Raw genomic sequence first — 15,618 nt, 5'->3', positions numbered from 1 at the left:
TATCCATCAAAGTGCGATTCCGAGCAGTGCGTCGGCGACATCCCGCATGAGTCGCGGAGCCTCGGCGTCGTCGCCCTCTGAAGCGGCCCACGCGTCGATCGCGGCCAGCGCGCCCGGGGCGTCGAGGTCGTCGGCGATCCGGTCGCGGACGCTCGCCAGCAGCTCGGCGCCCGAGGGACCGGCCGGGCGGGCGGCGGCGGCGCGCCAGCGGGCCAGCCGCTCGGTGGCGCCGGTCAGGTCGGCGTCGGTGTAGCCCCAGTCGGAGCGATAGTGGTGGTTCAGCAGCGCCAGCCGGATCGCCATCGGGTCGGCGCTCTGCCGCAGCCTGGAGACGAACACCAGGTTCCCGCGCGACTTCGACATCTTCTCGCCGTCGAGGCCGACCATGCCGGAGTGGACGTAGGCCTTCGCGAACGGCCACTCGCCGGTCGCCACGTGGCCCTCGCAGGCGCCCATCTCGTGGTGCGGGAAGATCAGGTCGCTGCCGCCGCCCGAGACGTCGAAGCCGGGGCCGAGGTTGTTCAGCGCGATCGTGGTGCACTCGATGTGCCAGCCGGGACGGCCGGGCCCGAACGGCGACGGCCACGACGGCTCACCGGGACGCTCGGCCCGCCAGAGCAGCCAGTCGAGCGGGTCGCGCTTGCCGGGCCGCTCGGGGTCGCCGCCGCGCTCGCCGAACAGCGCCAGCATGGTCTCCTCGTCGTAGCCGGAGACGGCGCCGAACTTGGGGGCGGCGGTGCGGGCGAAGTAGACGTCGCCGTCGATCGCGTAGGTCGCCTCGCCCAGCCGCTCGATCAGCGCGGCCACCTGGTCGACGACCTCGGTGACGCCGACGTATTCGGCCGGAGGCAGCACGCGCAGCGCGGCCATGTCGGTGCGGAACAGCTCGATCTGCTCTTCGGCCAGTTCCCGCCAGTCCTGCCCGTCGCGCTCAGCGCGCTCCAGCAGCGGATCGTCGACGTCGGTCGCGTTCTGGGTGTAGTGCACCTCGTGGCCGGCGTCCCGCCAGGCCCGGTTCACCAGGTCGAACGCCAGATAGGTGTTGGCGTGGCCGAGGTGGGTCGCGTCGTAGGGGGTGATGCCGCAGACGTACATGCGCGCGACCGGGCCGGGCTCCGTGGTCCGGATCTCGCGGGCGGCGGTGTCGTAGAGGCGGAGCGGGTGACCTTGGCCCGGCAGGGTGGGGACGTTCGACGAAGACCACGATTGCATGGTGTGAGCCTATCCACGTGCCTCGCGCGGAATGTCCACGGGATGCCAGGTCCCGGGGTCGTCGGGGGCCGGCAGGAAGTCGTAGCGCAGGCCCGCTTCGGCCAGCGCGACCAGGCTGACCGACAGCGACATGAACAGCCGGCCGTCGCTCAGCTCGTGGCGGACCAGCAGGGCGGCCGGGTCTTCGTAGGGCAGGCCGTCGCCGGAGGCGAGGGTGAGCCAGTCGCCCCAGTAGCGCTCGGGGTTGCCGCCGGTCGGGCGGCCGGGCCGGGGCGCCTTGGCGAAGGCGGGCTGGAAGCGGTCGACCCGGGGGTTCTCGTCGGCGTCGGGCAGCCCGGCGTTGACGATGACGTAGGTGCCGGGGCGCAGCTTCTCCTCGGTCAGCTTGTCGCCCGTCCAGGTCCACAGCCGCACGCCGTCGAGCCCGGCGAGCAGGAGGTGGAAGGGGTCGTAGCGGACCAGCTCGACCAGCGGCATCTCGCCGTTGGACGCGGCCAGCAGCGGAAGATCGCCGCGCGTCGCGCGGTTGCGGGCCGTCGACAGCAGGCCCTGGCCGTTGAGCAGGGCCGCGCAGCGGCGGGCGGCAGGGTTGACGGCGAGCCAGGTTCCCCCGGCCAGCAGGTCACGACCGCCGAGAACTCCCCGGTAGTCGGGCCAGTAAGCGCCCGGCGACATCCAGGGACGCCCGACGAACTCGTCGCGGACCCCGGCGAGCAGGATCGGCGCCTCCGCATCGGGGTCGAAGCTCACGATGACCGTACACAATGCCCGTTCCCTCCACTATCGGTAGAGACTCATGCAGAGTGCCGGAAATAATGTGCTCCGTCCAGCTCAGTGAGGCTCCAGGGATGTTATATCGGGGGCCAGGGGATCGCGGGCCAGTCGCCCGAGGGGTAAGGGTGGATTCCGGTGTCCAGGAGTCTGCGTACCCGGTTCCAGGTCGCCTCCACCTCGGCGGAGGTGAGCAATTCTCGCAATCTTCGCCCGAGTCGCCCCTTCTCGAGCTCCTGGTCGAGATGGACCAGGACGGCGACCGCCTCCCGGGAGAGCGGGCGCCCCTTCCACTGCCACAGCACGGTGCGGAGCTTGGTGTCGACGGAGAAGCAGACGCCGTGGTCGACGCCGTAGACGTGGCCGTCGGGCAGCGGCAGCAGGTGGCCGCCCTTGCGGTCGGCGTTGTTGATCACGGCGTCGAAGACCGACATGCGGCGCAGCGCGGGCTGGCGGCTGCGCATCACGGCCATCAGGTCGGCGTCGGGGTCGGCGTCGATCCAGAGCTGCACCATGCCGGGGCCGAACGGGCCGTCGCGGTAGACGGTGGGCGGCACCAGCCGCCAGCCCATGGCCACGGCCACCTCGTAGGCGGCCACCTCACGGTTGGCGAGCGTGCCGTCGGGGAAGTCCCAGAGAGGGCGCTCGCCCTTCACCGGCTTGTAGACGCAGGCCGCGACCTGTTCGCCCTGGCTGATCGTGCAGTAGAGGGTCATGTTGGTGGCCTCGACCAGACGGCCGGCCACTTCGAGCCGCCCGCCCCGCAGCAGGCGCATGGCCGCCGCGTCGTCGAGTCGAGTCCCCTCTTCCGCGTTCTCAGCGGTCATGCGGTGAGTCCCCCGGGGTGGTGTCCGTTGAGCCTGACGCAGATGTGCCCCTCGGGATCGAGGGGCTGCCCGCACAGCGGGCAGGGTGGCCGACCGGCGGCCACGACGTCGAGCGCGCGGCGGCTGAAGGCACGCGCGGCGGCGGCGCTGATGCGCACGCGCAGGACGGCGGGCTCGGGGCGGTCGGGGTCGCCGAAGATGGGGTCCTCCTCCTCTTCGGCGGTGGCCTCCTGTGCCTCGATGATCACCTGTGCGGTGTCCGGGTCCCAGGCGAGGGCCATGGTGCCGACGCGGAAGTCCTCTTCGATGGGGGTGTCGAGCGGCCCCTCGTCGGAGCTCCCCCCGACGGGCACGGCCGGAACGGGGGCCTGGCCGCCGCTGCGGCGCAGCACCTCGTCGAGCAGCTCGTCGAGCCGGTCGGCCAGAACGGCGACCTGGAACTTCTCCAACGAGACCGTGGTGATGCGCCCCTGCGCCCTCGCCTGCAGGAAGAAGGTGCGCGCGCCCGGTTGCCCCACGGCACCGGCCACGAACCTCTCTGGCGGATCGTAGTCGAAGACCGGCATAGCCCGACCTTACGTGGTCCCGGCTCCGCCGCCGACGGCGGCGTCGCTCCCGGCGATGTTTTCTCCCCCATCTTTGTGCTCCGGAGGCGGCTCCGGAAGCCCGAAATTTCGGGTGTCGTTAAGTCTGCGAAGAAAGGGGCGGATGGGGGTGTATTCGATTACTGTGACCGATCCTGGATCGACGTTGATCCGCTGGAACTGGTCGAGGTGCAGACCGAGCGCGTCGGCCACGATCGCCTTGATCACGTCGCCGTGGGAGCAGACCAGGTAGGTCGCCCGCTCCCCCAGCCTGGTGTTCCAGTCGCGGACCGCCGCGACCGCCCGCGCCGACACGGCGGCCAGCGACTCGCCACCGGGGAAGACCGCCGCGCTGGGGTGCGCCTGCACCACCCGCCACTCGGGCTCCTTGGCGAGGTCGCCGATCTTCCTGCCGGTCCAGTCGCCGTAGTCGCACTCGGCGAATCGGTCGTCGATCTCGACGGTTTCGGCGTTGAAAGGTTCGACGGTCTCGCGGCAGCGCTCCAGCGGGCTGGAGACGACCGCGTCGAGCCGTACCCCGGCCAGCCGCTCGGCGGCGTCGGAGGCCTGTTTGCGCCCCCGGTCGTCGAGGTGGACGCCCGGCGCGCGCCCGGCCAGGACCGGCCCCGTCAGCGGGGTGAGCCCGTGGCGCAGCAGCAGAAGGGTCGTCATGCCGTGATCACTCCCAGCCCGAGCAGGGTCAGCAACAAGGTGCCCGCGAAGACGCGGTAGATCACGAAGATGTTCACCGAGTGCTTGGCCACCCACTTCAGCAGCCAGGCGATCGAGGCGTAGCCGACGACGAACGACACGACGGTGGCCACGATGGTCGCCACCAGGGGTGGCCCGCCGCCGTCGCCGACGTGGCGCATCTCGTAGACGCCGGAGAGGACCACGGCCGGGATCGACAGCAGGAACGAGTAGCGGGCCGCCGCCTCGCGGGTGTAGCCGAGGAACATCGCGCCGGTCATCGTGGAGCCCGACCGGGAGGCGCCGGGGATCAGCGGGAGCATCTGCCAGGCCCCGATGATGAGACCGTCTTTCAACCCCAGATCGGACAGCTCTTTGGCCTTCTTGCCGAACTGCTCGGCGGCCAGCAGGATCAGGCCGAACACGATCAGCATGGCCGAGTTGAGCCACAGGTTCCGCGCCGGTCCCTCGATCGCGTCAGAGAACAGCAGGCCGGCGACCGAGATCGGGATCGTGCCGAGGATGATGTACCACCCCATGCGCGCGTCGAGGTCGGCGCGCAGCTCCTTGTTCGTCAGGCTGCGCAGCCACACCGCGGTGATCCGCAGGATGTCGCGCCAGAAGAAGATCAGCACGGCCAGCATGGTGCCGAGCTGGATGACGGCGGTGAACGCGGCTCCGGGGTCGGCCCAGCCCGCCAGCTTCGGCACGATGAGCAGGTGCGCCGAGCTCGAGATCGGCAGAAACTCGGTCAGCCCCTGGACGATGCCGAGGATGACCGCCTCGAAGACGTTCACGGTCGGCCAGCTTAGAGCCTCGAACACGATACTCTGACTCACAATGGATCAGCGATATGTCGGGCGCAGCGGCCTGTCCGTTTCGCGCATCGGCCTGGGCACGATGACCTGGGCCCGCGACACGTCGGCCGATGAGGCCTCCGCGCAGCTCATGACGTTCGCCGACGAAGGCGGCACGCTGATCGACACCGCCGACGTCTACGCCGGTGGTGACGCCGAACGGCTGATCGGCCGGTTGATCAAAGAGGTCGTCCCCAGAGAAGACCTGGTGATCGCCACCAAAGGGGTGCTCACCCCCGGTGGCAGGAACGGCTCGCGCCGCCACCTGATCCGCGCCCTCGACGCCTCGCTCGACCGTCTCGGCGTCGAAGAGGTCGACTTATGGCAGCTCCACGCCTTCGATCCCGACGTACCGCTGGAGGAGACCCTCGCGGCCGTCGACATCGCGGTCTCGACCGGGCGGGCCGCCTACGCCGGGGTGTGCAACTACGCGGGCTGGCAGCTCGCGGCGGCCGGGGTGCACCAGCGCTCGGCGGCGGGCCGGGCCCCGATCGTGGCCGCGCAGATCGAATACTCGCTGGTGGCCCGTGAGGCCGAAGACGAACTGATCCCCGCCGCCGGCCACGTCGGCGCGGGGGTGCTGGCCTGGTCGCCGCTCGGGCGGGGCGTGCTGACCGGCAAATACCGCACCGGCATCCCGGCCGACTCGCGGGCCGCGACGCCGCATTTCGCCGACTTCATCCAGCCCTATCTCGACGAGCGGTCGCGCCGGATCGTCGAGTCGTGCGTGACGGCGGCCGAGGGCCTGGGCGCCTCGCCGCTGGCGGTGGCGCTGGCCTGGGTCCGCGACCGGCCCGGCGTCGCCTCGGCGATCGTGGGCGCGCGCACCCACGCCCAGCTGCTGGGCGTGCTGGAGAGCGAGAAGCTCGTGCTCCCGTGGGAGATCCGCGAGGCCCTGGACGACGTGTCGTCCTGACACACCGTCCAGGGCCCCTCGGGTGAACGCCGCCTGCGGGTCAGGCGCAGGCGGAGCCGTTGACGGTGAAGTCCGCCGGCGCGGGGTTCACGCCGGTGTGCTCACCGTTGAAACCGATCCACAGGGTCCGGCCGGGCGCGATGTCCCTGTTCCAGTTCACGCCCGTGGCGGTGACCCGCTGGCCGCTCTGCGCCCATTCCGCCGACCAGCCCCGCTCCAGCCGCTGCCCGCTGTGGGGGAAGGTGAACGCGAGTTCCCAGTCCTCGATCGGCTCGTCGCCCGTGTTCTTGATCGCGACGTTCGCGCTCATGCCGGTGCCCCATGAACCGGCCGAGTAGGTGACCCGGCACGACACGGCGGGCGTGCTCGGGGTGAAGACCACCTGCGGCGAGTCGTACCCCCAGCTGCCGTCCAGGTACACGGGGCGGACCGTGACGGAGTACTCGGTGCCCGGCGTCAGCCCGATGAGGGTCGCGGTGGTGCCCGGGACCGTCGTGAGCAGCTGTCCGTTCGAGATGACCTGGTAGGCCGAGGCGGGTGCACTGTAGGAGGGCAGCGTCCAGGACAGGCGCACGCTGGTGGGGCTCAGCGGCGCGGCGATCGGGCGGCTCGGCTGCGGCTGCACGATGTCGTTGCTGATGCGGACCTGGGTGACCGGTGACCGGGGGCCGCGTACGCCGTAGCGGTCGACCGCGACCACGTAGACGGGATAGATCCTGGTCCCCGTGGGGGTCGGGAGGTTGACCCAGCCCTCGGTGGCCCCCTGGAAGACGGCCCGGAGGATCCCGTTCCCGCCGTCGTCCTGGAAGACCTCGTAGCAGGCCACGCCGTGATCGTCGGTCGACGGCTCCCAGCGCAGTGACGCGCCGTTGAAGAACGACCAGAGGACCACCGGCGCGCCCGGCGCGGTCGGCGGGGCGTTGACGGGCGGGCTCGGGGGGATCGGACCGGTCCGGCACACCAGCGGACCGGGGCTCCCGGTGGGCGACGGCGCCGGCGACGGCGCCGGGGCCACGAGCAGAGCGGCGGCGAGTACCACAGCGGTGATCTGCATGGCTCCGATGGTCCGGACGGCCCGGGTACCCCGTCAACGAGGGCGCCTCAGGGGCCGGGCCCCGGGCAGGTGGACCTTGAAAGGTTCAGCAAACCGAACGAGAAATGGTCTCGCGTATCACACCTGGATACCGAAGGGCGACGCAGCGCGAAATTCATCACGCGTTGGAGAGACACTGGACCGCGCCAACGGGAGTGGTGCGCCTGGTAATGGGGAGGGCTCATGGGGATCGGACGGCGCGCGTCCAACCTCGGAGCAGGAGTTCTCGCCGTGGCCATCGCCGCCACCTTCCCCCTGCTGGCCGCCGAGGCCGCCACGGCCGCCGACTGCGACCGGGGCGGCCTTCTTCCCGGTATCACCGACACCCTGTGCAAGGTCGTCGACGGCACCACCGACCTGGTCGACGACGTGACCGGCGGAGGCCTCGGAGACGTCACCGACACGGTCGACAAGGTGGTCGGCGGGGTCACCGGAAGCGACTCTTCGGCGAAGCCGTCGCCCTCCTCCTCCTCGTCCTCCTCCGCGCCCCCGCAGCAGCAGCCGTCGGCCGGTCCGTCGGTCTCGGGCGCCGACACCGGGGTGAGCGGCGGCGACTCGGTGAAGGTCTGCACGACCGGTTGCGGCCACAGCCCGGTGCCCACCCTCGACGCCGAGCCGGTGCGGGTCAAGCCGACCCCGACGGCCGAGGAGCGCAAGAGGCGGAAGGAACGCCGGCCCGAGCCCAGGCCCCAGTTCATCGACGCCGGCGAGCCGATCGTGACGGCCTCAGGGCCCACGCCCCGGCCCGCCGAGCCCGTGGAGCTCGAACCGGTGCGCGTCGGCGACATCGCCCCGCCGCTGCTGTGGCCGGGCATGCTCATCCCCGAGCTGATGAGCGACGACGTCCCCAAGCCGCAGGTGCGGCCGAAGCAGGCCTACGACCCGGTCGCGACGGGCCTGACCACGATCCTGCTGGTCTCGGCGGTGCTGGCGGCCCGGGTGGCGTGGATCAAGCGGGCCCGTCACGAAGAGCTCGAAGAGTTCTGCCCCGAGGCGCTTCCGCTCTCGGGGCTCCCCTCGACCTCACGCAGGCGCCAGAGCGTCGCCTAGACGCCCATCGCGTGCACGCCGCCGTCGACGTGGACGATCTCGCCCGTCGTCGCCGGGAACCAGTCGCTCAGCAGGGCGACGCACGCCTTCGCGGCCGGGATCGTGTCGGCCAGATCCCAGCCGAGCGGGGCCTTGGCCGGCCACGAGTCCTCGAACTCCTTGAAGCCGGGGATGCTCTTGGCGGCCATCGTGCGCAGCGGACCGGCGGCCACCAGGTTGGCCCTGATGCCGTGCTTGCCCAGGTCGCGGGCGAGGTAGCGGTTGGTCGCCTCGAGGCCCGCCTTGGCCACGCCCATCCAGTCGTAGACCGGCCACGCCTTGGAGGCGTCGAAGTCGAGGCCGACGACCGAGCTGCCCTGCTTCATCAGCGGCAGGCAGGCCATCGACAGCGACTTGTAGGAGAAGGTCGAGATCTGGAAGGCGGTGGCGACGTCCTCCCACGAGGTGTTGAGGAAGTTGCCGCCCAGGGCGGTCTGCGGCGCGAACCCGATGGAGTGGACGACGCCGTCGAGCCCGCCGAGGTGCTCGCCGACCCGCTCGGCCAGGCTGTCGAGGTGTTCGACGTTGCTGACGTCGAGCTCCAGCACCGGCGGCGGCTCGGGCAGCCGCTTGGCGATGCGCTCGACCAGGCTGAGGCGGCCGAACCCGGTGAGGACGATCTGGGCGCCCTCTTCCTGGGCCAGCTTGGCCACGTTGAAGGCGATCGAGGCGTCGGTCAGGACGCCGCTGACGAGGATGCGCTTGCCCTCGAGGATTCCCATGGTCAGTGCCCCATTCCCAGGCCGCCGTCGACGGGGATCACGGCCCCGGTGATGTAGGAGGAGTCCTCGCTCGCGAGGAAGCGGACGACGCGGGCGACCTCGCCGACCTTCGCCTGCCGGCCGAGCGGGATCTGCTTCTGGATCGCGGCCTGCTGCTCCTCGGTGAGGGCGGCGGTCATGTCGGTCTCGACGAAACCGGGGGCCACGATGTTGACGGTGATGTTCCGCGAGCCCAGCTCCCGGGCCAGCGACCGGCCGAAGCCGACCAGGCCGGCCTTGGACGCGGCGTAGTTGGCCTGCCCGGCGGAGCCGAGGAGGCCGACGACCGAGGAGACGAGGATGATGCGGCCGCGCTTGAGGCGGAGCATCGGGCGGACCGCGCGCTTGGCGACGCGGTAGGCACCGGTGAGGTTGGTGTCGATGACGTCGGTGAAGGTCTCTTCCTTCATCATCGCCAGCAGGGTGTCTTTGGTGATCCCGGCGTTGGCCACGACGACCTCGACCGGGCCGTGCTCGGCCTCGGCCTTCTCGAAGGCGGCGTCGACCGACTCCTGGCTGGTGACGTCGCACGGGACGCCGAAGAGCCCTTCGGGGGCCTGGCCGGATCGGTGGGTGACGGCGACGAGGTCTCCGGCCGCCGAGAGTTCCCGGGCGATCGCGAGGCCGATGCCGCGGTTGCCGCCGGTGACGAGTACAGAACGAGGCATGTACCCGACGTTACTAGTTACTTCCGGGTAGCCCCTTGTCCGCCGGACACAAGATCGCGGCCGCGGCGTGGTGGGGTTACGCCAGATCATCTTGTACGCCGCGCACTAGGATCGCCACCATGCGTCAGATCGATCCCGACTTCCTCGCCCTGCCGCTGCGGCCACTGGCCGACGCGGCACTCCAGCGGGCCCGCGAGCTGGGCGCCGAGTTCGCCGCCTTCCGCCTCGAACGGGTCCGCGCCGAGACGCTCCGCCTGTTCGACGCCCGTCTCGAAGGCTCCAGCGACGCCGACGACCTCGGTTTCGCCGTACGGGTCGTCAAGAACGGCACCTGGGGGTTCGCCGGCGGCATCACGCTCACGCCCGAGGCGGTGGCCGAGGTGACGGCGCAGGCCGTCCTGGTGGCCGAGGTGAGCGCGCCGCTGAACCGCGAGCCCATCGAGCTGGCCGCCGAGCCGGTCCACGAGGGCGTGTGGGTGTCCGCCTACGACGTCGACCCGTTCGACGTGCCGCTGCGTGAGAAGGTCGCGCTGCTGGCCGACTGGTCGTCGGGCCTGCTGGCCAAGGGGGTCGACCACGTGTCGGCCTCGTTGATGCAGGTCAAGGAGCAGAAGTTCTACGCCGACTCGGCCGGCACGGTGACCACGCAGCAGCGGGTCCGCGTGCATCCGGCGCTGACGGCGATGAAGAGCGAGGGCGCCGCGTTCGACGACATGCGCACCCTCGCGCCGCCGGTCGGCCGGGGCTACGAATACCTGACCGGCACCGGCTGGGACTTCCCCGCCGAGCTGGCCGAGCTCCCCGACCTGCTGGCCGAGAAGCTGGCCGCCCCCTCGGTGAAGGCGGGCACCTACGACCTGGTCGTCGACCCCTCGAACCTGTGGCTGACGATCCACGAGTCGATCGGCCACGCCACCGAGCTCGACCGGGCGCTGGGCTACGAGGCGGCCTACGCCGGCACCTCCTTCGCCACGTTCGACCAGCTGAACAAGCTCACCTACGGCTCCCCGATCATGAACGTGACGGGCGACCGCACCGCCGAACACGGCCTGGCCAGCGTCGGCTGGGACGACGAGGGCGTGCAGGGCCAGCGGTTCGACATCGTCCGCGACGGCACCCTGGTCGGCTACCAGCTCGACCGCCGGATGGCCCTGCTCAAGGGCCTGGGCCGCTCGAACGGCTGCGCCTTCGCCGACTCCCCCGGTCACCCGCCGATCCAGCGCATGGCCAACGTCTCGCTCCAGCCCGCCGAGAACGGCCCGTCGGCCGAGGAGCTCATCGCGGGCGTCGACGACGGCATCTACGTCCTGGGCGACAAGAGCTGGTCGATCGACATGCAGCGCTACAACTTCCAGTTCACCGGCCAGCGCTTCTACAAGATCGAGAACGGCCGGCTGGCGGGCCAGCTCCGCGACGTCGCCTACCAGGCGACCACCACCGACTTCTGGCGCTCGATGGACGCCGTCGGCGGCCCCGAGACCTACGTGCTCGGCGGCGCCTTCAACTGCGGCAAGGGCCAGCCCGGCCAGGTGGCCCCGGTCAGCCACGGCTGCCCACCCGCCCGGTTCCGCGGCGTGAAGATCCTCAACACGGTCCAGGAGGGCGGCAAGTGACCCCGCAGGAAGTAGTCGAGCGCGCCCTGGCGCTGCCGGGCGCCGACGAGCGCGTCGTCATCGTCGACGAGGACACGAGCGCGAACCTGCGCTTCGCCGGGAACACCCTGACGACCAACGGCGTCGCCCGGGGTTCGCGGCTGACCGTCATCTCGATCGCCGGCGCCGCGACCGGCGTGGTCTCCCGTTCGGGCGTCACGCCCGACCAGATCGCCGACGTCGTCGCGGCGGCCGACCGGGCGGCGCGTGACGCGCAGCCGTCCGAAGACGCCCGCCCGCTGGTCGCCGGTGACACGGCCCCCGACTGGGACCGTCCGGCCGAGGAGACCTCGATCGCGGTCTTCCGTGATCTGGCCCCGGCGCTGGGCGAGGCGTTCGCGGCGGCCGAGGCCGGTGGCCGCAGGCTCTACGGCTTCGCCGAACACCTGGTCAACTCGGTCTTCGTCGGCACCAGCACCGGCCTGCGCCGCCGCCACGACCAGCCGACCGGCCGCCTGGAACTGAACGCCAAGTCGCCCGACATGAAGCGCTCGGCGTGGGTCGGCGCGGCCACCCGCGACTTCACCGACGTCGACATCGCCGCCCTCGACGCGACGCTCGCGCAGCGCCTCGAATGGGCCAAGCGGAAGATCGACCTGGCCCCCGGCCGCTACGAGACCCTGCTGCCCCCGGGCGCGGTGGCCGACCTGATGATCTATCTGTACTGGTCGGCGGGCGCCCGCGACGCCTTCGACGGCCGCACCGTCTTCGCCAAACCGGGTGGCGGCACCCGCGTCGGCGAAGAGCTGGCCAAGCTGCCGATCGACCTCTACAGCGACCCGGCTCGGGCGGGCGTGGAGTGCGGCGGCTTCACCGTCGCGCACACCTCCGGCCGCGAGCAGTCGGTATTCGACAACGGCTTCCCGCTGGGCCAGACCAAGTGGATCGCCGACGGCAAGCTGGCCAACCTGATCCAGACCCGCCACTCGGCCGAGGTCACCGGCCTGGCCGAGACCCCCTCGATCGACAACCTGATCATGGAGGGCCCCGCGGGCGGCAGGACGCTGGAGGAGATGATCGCGGCCACCGAGCGCGGCCTGCTGCTGACCTGCCTGTGGTACATCCGCGAGGTCGACCCGCAGACGCTCCTGCTCACCGGCCTCACCCGCGACGGCGTCTACCTGGTCGAGAACGGCGAGGTGACGGGCGAGGTGAACAACTTCCGCTTCAACGAGTCGCCGGTCGACCTGCTGAGCCGTATCACCGAGGTCGGCGCGGCCGCGCAGACCCTGCCCCGCGAGTGGAACGACTACTTCACCCGGACGATCATGCCGCCGCTGCGGGTTCCCGACTTCAACATGTCGACCGTGAGCCAGGCCAACTGATCTGACAGAGCTGTCAAGGGGCGGTCTCGCGTTTGCGCGGGGCCGCCCCTCCGTGCTATCGGGCGGGCTATTCGGAATCTTCGAGCCGGAATCCGACCTTCATGCCCACCTGGAAATGGGCCACTTCGCCGTCCTGGATGTGGCCGCGGACCTCCGTCACCTCGAACCAGTCGAGATGCCGCAGCGTCTGTGACGCGCGCCTGATCCCGTTGCGTATGGCCTGGTCGACGGACTCCCCTGACGTTCCCACGATCTCGGTCACCCGGTAGGTGCGGTCGGACATCGTGCCTCCCCTGTCGTCGCGAAGATGATCGTAACGCGCGGGCTTAGGGTGGAGGTGTGAACCTGTTCCATCGGCGGAAGACGACCGTCCACCAGGTGACCGACGCTCAACCGTCACTTTCGGCCGACATCCGCAAACGCGAGATCAGCTACGTGATCAAGATGTCGATCCGCGTGGTCTGTCTCATCCTCGCCGTGGCATGGCCCGGGGCGCCGGTGTGGCTACGGGTCGCCTTCATCGCCGGGGCGGTCCTTTTGCCGTACCTTGCCGTGATCGGTGCCAACGAGCGGGGAAAGGACCTTCCGCCACCTCAGGACATGGGTGAGGCTAACCAAAACGAGATACCACGGCATCGACGCGAGATCGGGTCGTGACTAAGTCTTGACGCATCCTAAGGGTGGTAGGTGTACAGTTTAGCCAAGCGCTCTGGTCCCCCGTCGGAGCGCTGGTGCCGGCGTTCCGGGCCCCCGTCGGAACGCCGATGAAGCGACGCCGGGTGGTTTGCCCCCGTAACCACCCGGCGTCGCCCTATTCCCAGACCTTTTCCCGGCGCCTTTACTCCGCCGATCTTTGCCGAAATTTTTTCAGGCGATCTTCCAGAGCCGTAGCTTCGTGTCGGTGCTGCCGACCGCGAGCAACTGACCGTCCGGGCTGAACGCCACCGAGGTGACGCGGTCTTCTGGTCCGGTGAGGACGTCCACGAGAGCGCCGTCGGCCACCTTCCACAGCCGGACCGTCCTGTCGTCGCCTCCGGAGGCGAGCAGGGTGCCGTCGGGGCTGAAGGCCAGGGAGCCGATCGCGTTCGTGTGGCCGGTCATCGTGGCCACGATGGTGCGGCGGGCCACGTCCCAGAGGCGCACCGAGGGATCGGTGCCTCCGGCGGCGACCAGCGACCCGGCGGGGTTGAACGCCACCGCGAACATCCCCGCGGTGGTGAGGAGATCGGCCCGGCGGGCCCGTTCCTCGACGTTCCACAGCCAGACGGTCGGATCGCCGCTGGCCGAGGCCAGGATGGTTCCGTCGTGGTTGAACGCCAGCGAGTCGATCCCGCTCCGGTGACCGGGCAGCGTGCCGGCGGCGGCCTGACCCGCCACATCCCACAATCGCACCGTTTCGTCGTCGCCTCCGGAGGCGAGCAGGGTGCCGTCACGGGTGAACGCGAGCGTGGTGACCCGGCCGGTCTGCCCTTCGAGGACGGCCACGGGCGCGCGGGCGGCGACGTCCCACAACCTCAGCGACCCGTCGTGGGCGCCGGTGGCCAGGAGGGTGCCGTCGTGGTTGAACGCCAGGGTGGCGACCCAGTCGTCGTAGCGGAGCGGATCGAGCGCGACCGGCCGGGCCGGGTCGGTCGTATCCCACAGCCGCACGCCCCCACCGCCCCCGGTGGCCAGCACTTTCCCATCGGGGGCGAACGCCACTGCGTACACCCCCTGCTCGTGGGCCACGACCTCACCGATGTTGTAGGCCTGCACCTTCGTTTCCACCGGGGTCGCGCTGGGCGCCGCCTTCTCGCCGCCGAACGCGTGGGAGATCGCGATGACCGCGATCGCGCCGCTCACGCCCAGTCCGGCGGTCAGCAGAGCGCGGCGGGGTAAACGGCTCGACACCTGCTCGGTCCGGGCCGGTTCGCGCGTCGGGGACTCGAGCCGATCGGGTGTGGCCGGCCGATGGTGCCCGGCGCCCGAGCGGGCAAGCCGGGCCAGGATGTCGGTGACCTCGGGGCGGTCGGCGGGGGTTTTCGCCAGGCAGGCGGCGACGAGGTCGCGGAGGCCGTGTGCGGTGGGTACCCGGCTCAGGTCGGGATCCTCGCTGGTGACCCGCCGGACGATGGCAGGCAGCGACACGGCGTGGAAGGGCCCCTGGCCGGTCGCGGCGAACCCCAGGACACAGCCGAGGGCGAACACGTCGGCGGCGGGCGTCGCCGGGTGGCCGTTGAGTTGCTCCGGTGACATGTAGGCGCAGGTGCCGAGGAGCGCGCCCGTCTCGGTGAGGGGACCGGCGTCGAGCGGGCGGGCGATGCCGAAGTCGATGATGCGGGGGCCGTCGTCGGCGCAGATGACGTTGGCCGGTTTGAGGTCGCGGTGGACCAGCCCGCATGCGTGGATCGCCGCCAGCCCCTCCGCGAGACCGGCCCCCAGCGCGACGACCGTGTCTGCCGTTAGGGGGCCATGACCCGAAACAAAGGCCTGGAGGGACGGGCCTGGGATGTGGGCGGTGACCATCCACGGGCGGTCGGCGTCGGGGTCGGCGGCGACCACCTGGGCGGTGAAGTGGCCGCCGACGCGGCGGGCGGCGTCGATCTCCCGGGCGAAGCGGGCGCGGTATTCGGGGTCGGTGGCGTGGTGGCCGTGAATGCGTTTGACCACGACGATCCGGCCGCCCGGCGAGCGCGCGAGGAAGACCTCACCCATGCCGCCCGCGCCGAGGCGGCCCTCCAGCCGATAGGGGCCGATCCGGTCGGGATCGTCGGGCAGCAGGGCATCCATCGTGAATTCTCGCAATAGCTCGGAAACGATCCGAGGGCCTGGCTCGCGCCCGTCCCCGGCATCCTTCCAAGAAACGACCCGCTCCGTATCCCGAAAAGATCAGCGAGGTCGTCTATTCACGCGTCCATTCGGCCGCCTTGGCGGAAAGGAGCGCCGCCGCGTCGGGCGGCGCGGTGCCCGCGCCCTGAGCCAATCCGAGCAGGTAGGCCGTCAGCGGCGCGGCGGGGCGGGCGACCCCGTGGGCGACGTCCTTGGTCAGATCGAGCACCATGTCCCGATCGACGACGGCCGGGTCGATCCCCAGCTCACGACAGACCAGCGCGGTCCATTCCTCCAGCACGTTCACCAGCAACCTCCAGATCATCCGGTGCCACAGTCACAACAGAGCCCTTCGGCCCTTCAAG

At 70.8% G+C, this 15,618-nt stretch carries 17 protein-coding genes; 5 read left to right on the top strand and 12 right to left on the bottom strand.

What is annotated here, in order from left to right:
- Nucleotides 1-6 precede the first annotated feature (6 nt).
- The 6 genes from mshC to ACYQ78_RS32100 form a co-directional block, all read right to left on the bottom strand.
- A complete protein-coding gene (gene mshC / locus ACYQ78_RS32125) occupies nt 7-1,212 on the bottom strand; it encodes a cysteine--1-D-myo-inosityl 2-amino-2-deoxy-alpha-D-glucopyranoside ligase (protein WP_459804703.1) in 1,206 nt (401 codons plus the stop codon).
- A 9-nt stretch (nt 1,213-1,221) separates the two neighbouring features.
- Nucleotides 1,222-1,962 carry an NRDE family protein gene (locus ACYQ78_RS32120; RefSeq protein ID WP_459804702.1) on the bottom strand — a complete coding sequence of 247 codons (741 nt, stop codon included), beginning with the start codon at nt 1,960-1,962 and terminating at the stop codon, nt 1,222-1,224.
- A gap of 101 nt (nt 1,963-2,063) precedes the next feature.
- Complete coding sequence (locus ACYQ78_RS32115; RefSeq protein ID WP_459804701.1) at nt 2,064-2,810, bottom strand: SCO1664 family protein; 747 nt, start codon at nt 2,808-2,810, stop codon at nt 2,064-2,066.
- Complete coding sequence (locus ACYQ78_RS32110) at nt 2,807-3,376, bottom strand: DUF3090 domain-containing protein (RefSeq protein ID WP_459804700.1); 570 nt, start codon at nt 3,374-3,376, stop codon at nt 2,807-2,809. Before ACYQ78_RS32110 ends, ACYQ78_RS32115 begins: the two co-directional genes overlap by 4 nt.
- A gap of 9 nt (nt 3,377-3,385) precedes the next feature.
- Nucleotides 3,386-4,066, bottom strand: coding sequence for an MSMEG_4193 family putative phosphomutase (locus tag ACYQ78_RS32105; RefSeq protein ID WP_459804699.1), 681 nt, complete (start codon nt 4,064-4,066; stop codon nt 3,386-3,388).
- Nucleotides 4,063-4,881: an undecaprenyl-diphosphate phosphatase gene (locus ACYQ78_RS32100; RefSeq protein WP_459804698.1), complete on the bottom strand. Its 819-nt coding sequence runs from the start codon at nt 4,879-4,881 to the stop codon at nt 4,063-4,065. Before ACYQ78_RS32100 ends, ACYQ78_RS32105 begins: the two co-directional genes overlap by 4 nt.
- A 43-nt stretch (nt 4,882-4,924) precedes the next feature.
- On the opposite strand from ACYQ78_RS32100, the gene ACYQ78_RS32095 reads away from it, so the two are divergent.
- The gene (locus tag ACYQ78_RS32095) at nt 4,925-5,857 is read left to right on the top strand and encodes an aldo/keto reductase (protein WP_459804697.1); all 933 of its coding nucleotides are present in this window, start codon (nt 4,925-4,927) and stop codon (nt 5,855-5,857) included.
- Between the two features lie 40 nt (nt 5,858-5,897).
- On the opposite strand, the gene ACYQ78_RS32090 is transcribed toward ACYQ78_RS32095, so the two are convergent.
- The gene (locus ACYQ78_RS32090; protein ID WP_459804696.1) at nt 5,898-6,911 is read right to left on the bottom strand and encodes a cellulose binding domain-containing protein; all 1,014 of its coding nucleotides are present in this window, start codon (nt 6,909-6,911) and stop codon (nt 5,898-5,900) included.
- A 222-nt stretch (nt 6,912-7,133) separates the two neighbouring features.
- On the opposite strand from ACYQ78_RS32090, the gene ACYQ78_RS32085 reads away from it, so the two are divergent.
- The gene (locus ACYQ78_RS32085; RefSeq protein ID WP_459804695.1) at nt 7,134-8,000 is read left to right on the top strand and encodes a hypothetical protein; all 867 of its coding nucleotides are present in this window, start codon (nt 7,134-7,136) and stop codon (nt 7,998-8,000) included.
- Here ACYQ78_RS32085 and fabI read toward each other — a convergent pair.
- Nucleotides 7,997-8,761: an enoyl-ACP reductase FabI gene (gene fabI / locus ACYQ78_RS32080; protein ID WP_459804694.1), complete on the bottom strand. Its 765-nt coding sequence runs from the start codon at nt 8,759-8,761 to the stop codon at nt 7,997-7,999. The genes ACYQ78_RS32085 and fabI overlap by 4 nt on opposite strands.
- 2 nt (nt 8,762-8,763) lie before the next feature.
- A complete protein-coding gene (gene fabG, locus ACYQ78_RS32075) occupies nt 8,764-9,468 on the bottom strand; it encodes a 3-oxoacyl-ACP reductase FabG (RefSeq protein ID WP_459804693.1) in 705 nt (234 codons plus the stop codon).
- A gap of 119 nt (nt 9,469-9,587) precedes the next feature.
- Here fabG and ACYQ78_RS32070 point away from each other — a divergent pair, with 119 nt between their 5' ends.
- Both ACYQ78_RS32070 and ACYQ78_RS32065 read left to right on the top strand, forming a co-directional pair.
- A complete protein-coding gene (locus ACYQ78_RS32070) occupies nt 9,588-11,081 on the top strand; it encodes a TldD/PmbA family protein (RefSeq protein WP_459804692.1) in 1,494 nt (497 codons plus the stop codon).
- The gene (locus tag ACYQ78_RS32065; RefSeq protein ID WP_459804691.1) at nt 11,078-12,445 is read left to right on the top strand and encodes a metallopeptidase TldD-related protein; all 1,368 of its coding nucleotides are present in this window, start codon (nt 11,078-11,080) and stop codon (nt 12,443-12,445) included. Before ACYQ78_RS32070 ends, ACYQ78_RS32065 begins: the two co-directional genes overlap by 4 nt.
- Nucleotides 12,446-12,512: 67 nt before the next feature.
- Here the strand turns inward: ACYQ78_RS32065 and ACYQ78_RS32060 are convergent, their stop codons facing one another.
- Nucleotides 12,513-12,728 (bottom strand): dodecin, encoded by a 216-nt coding sequence (locus tag ACYQ78_RS32060; RefSeq protein ID WP_030452318.1) that lies wholly within the window; start codon nt 12,726-12,728, stop codon nt 12,513-12,515.
- Between the two features lie 56 nt (nt 12,729-12,784).
- On the opposite strand from ACYQ78_RS32060, the gene ACYQ78_RS32055 reads away from it, so the two are divergent.
- Nucleotides 12,785-13,102 (top strand): DUF3099 domain-containing protein, encoded by a 318-nt coding sequence (locus ACYQ78_RS32055; protein ID WP_459804690.1) that lies wholly within the window; start codon nt 12,785-12,787, stop codon nt 13,100-13,102.
- Nucleotides 13,103-13,312: 210 nt separating this feature from the next.
- On the opposite strand, the gene ACYQ78_RS32050 is transcribed toward ACYQ78_RS32055, so the two are convergent.
- On the bottom strand, nt 13,313-15,214 hold the full coding sequence (locus ACYQ78_RS32050; protein ID WP_459804689.1) for a WD40 repeat domain-containing serine/threonine protein kinase: 1,902 nt from the start codon (nt 15,212-15,214) through the stop codon (nt 13,313-13,315).
- Between the two features lie 112 nt (nt 15,215-15,326).
- On the bottom strand, nt 15,327-15,578 hold the full coding sequence (locus tag ACYQ78_RS32045) for a DUF6457 domain-containing protein (protein WP_459804688.1): 252 nt from the start codon (nt 15,576-15,578) through the stop codon (nt 15,327-15,329).
- Between the last annotated feature and the right edge of the window lie 40 nt (nt 15,579-15,618).

Source organism: Herbidospora sp. RD11066 (assembly GCF_054661255.1).
Note: the sequence above shows the minus strand (reverse complement) of the source record. Positions and strands in the feature narration are given on the sequence as shown.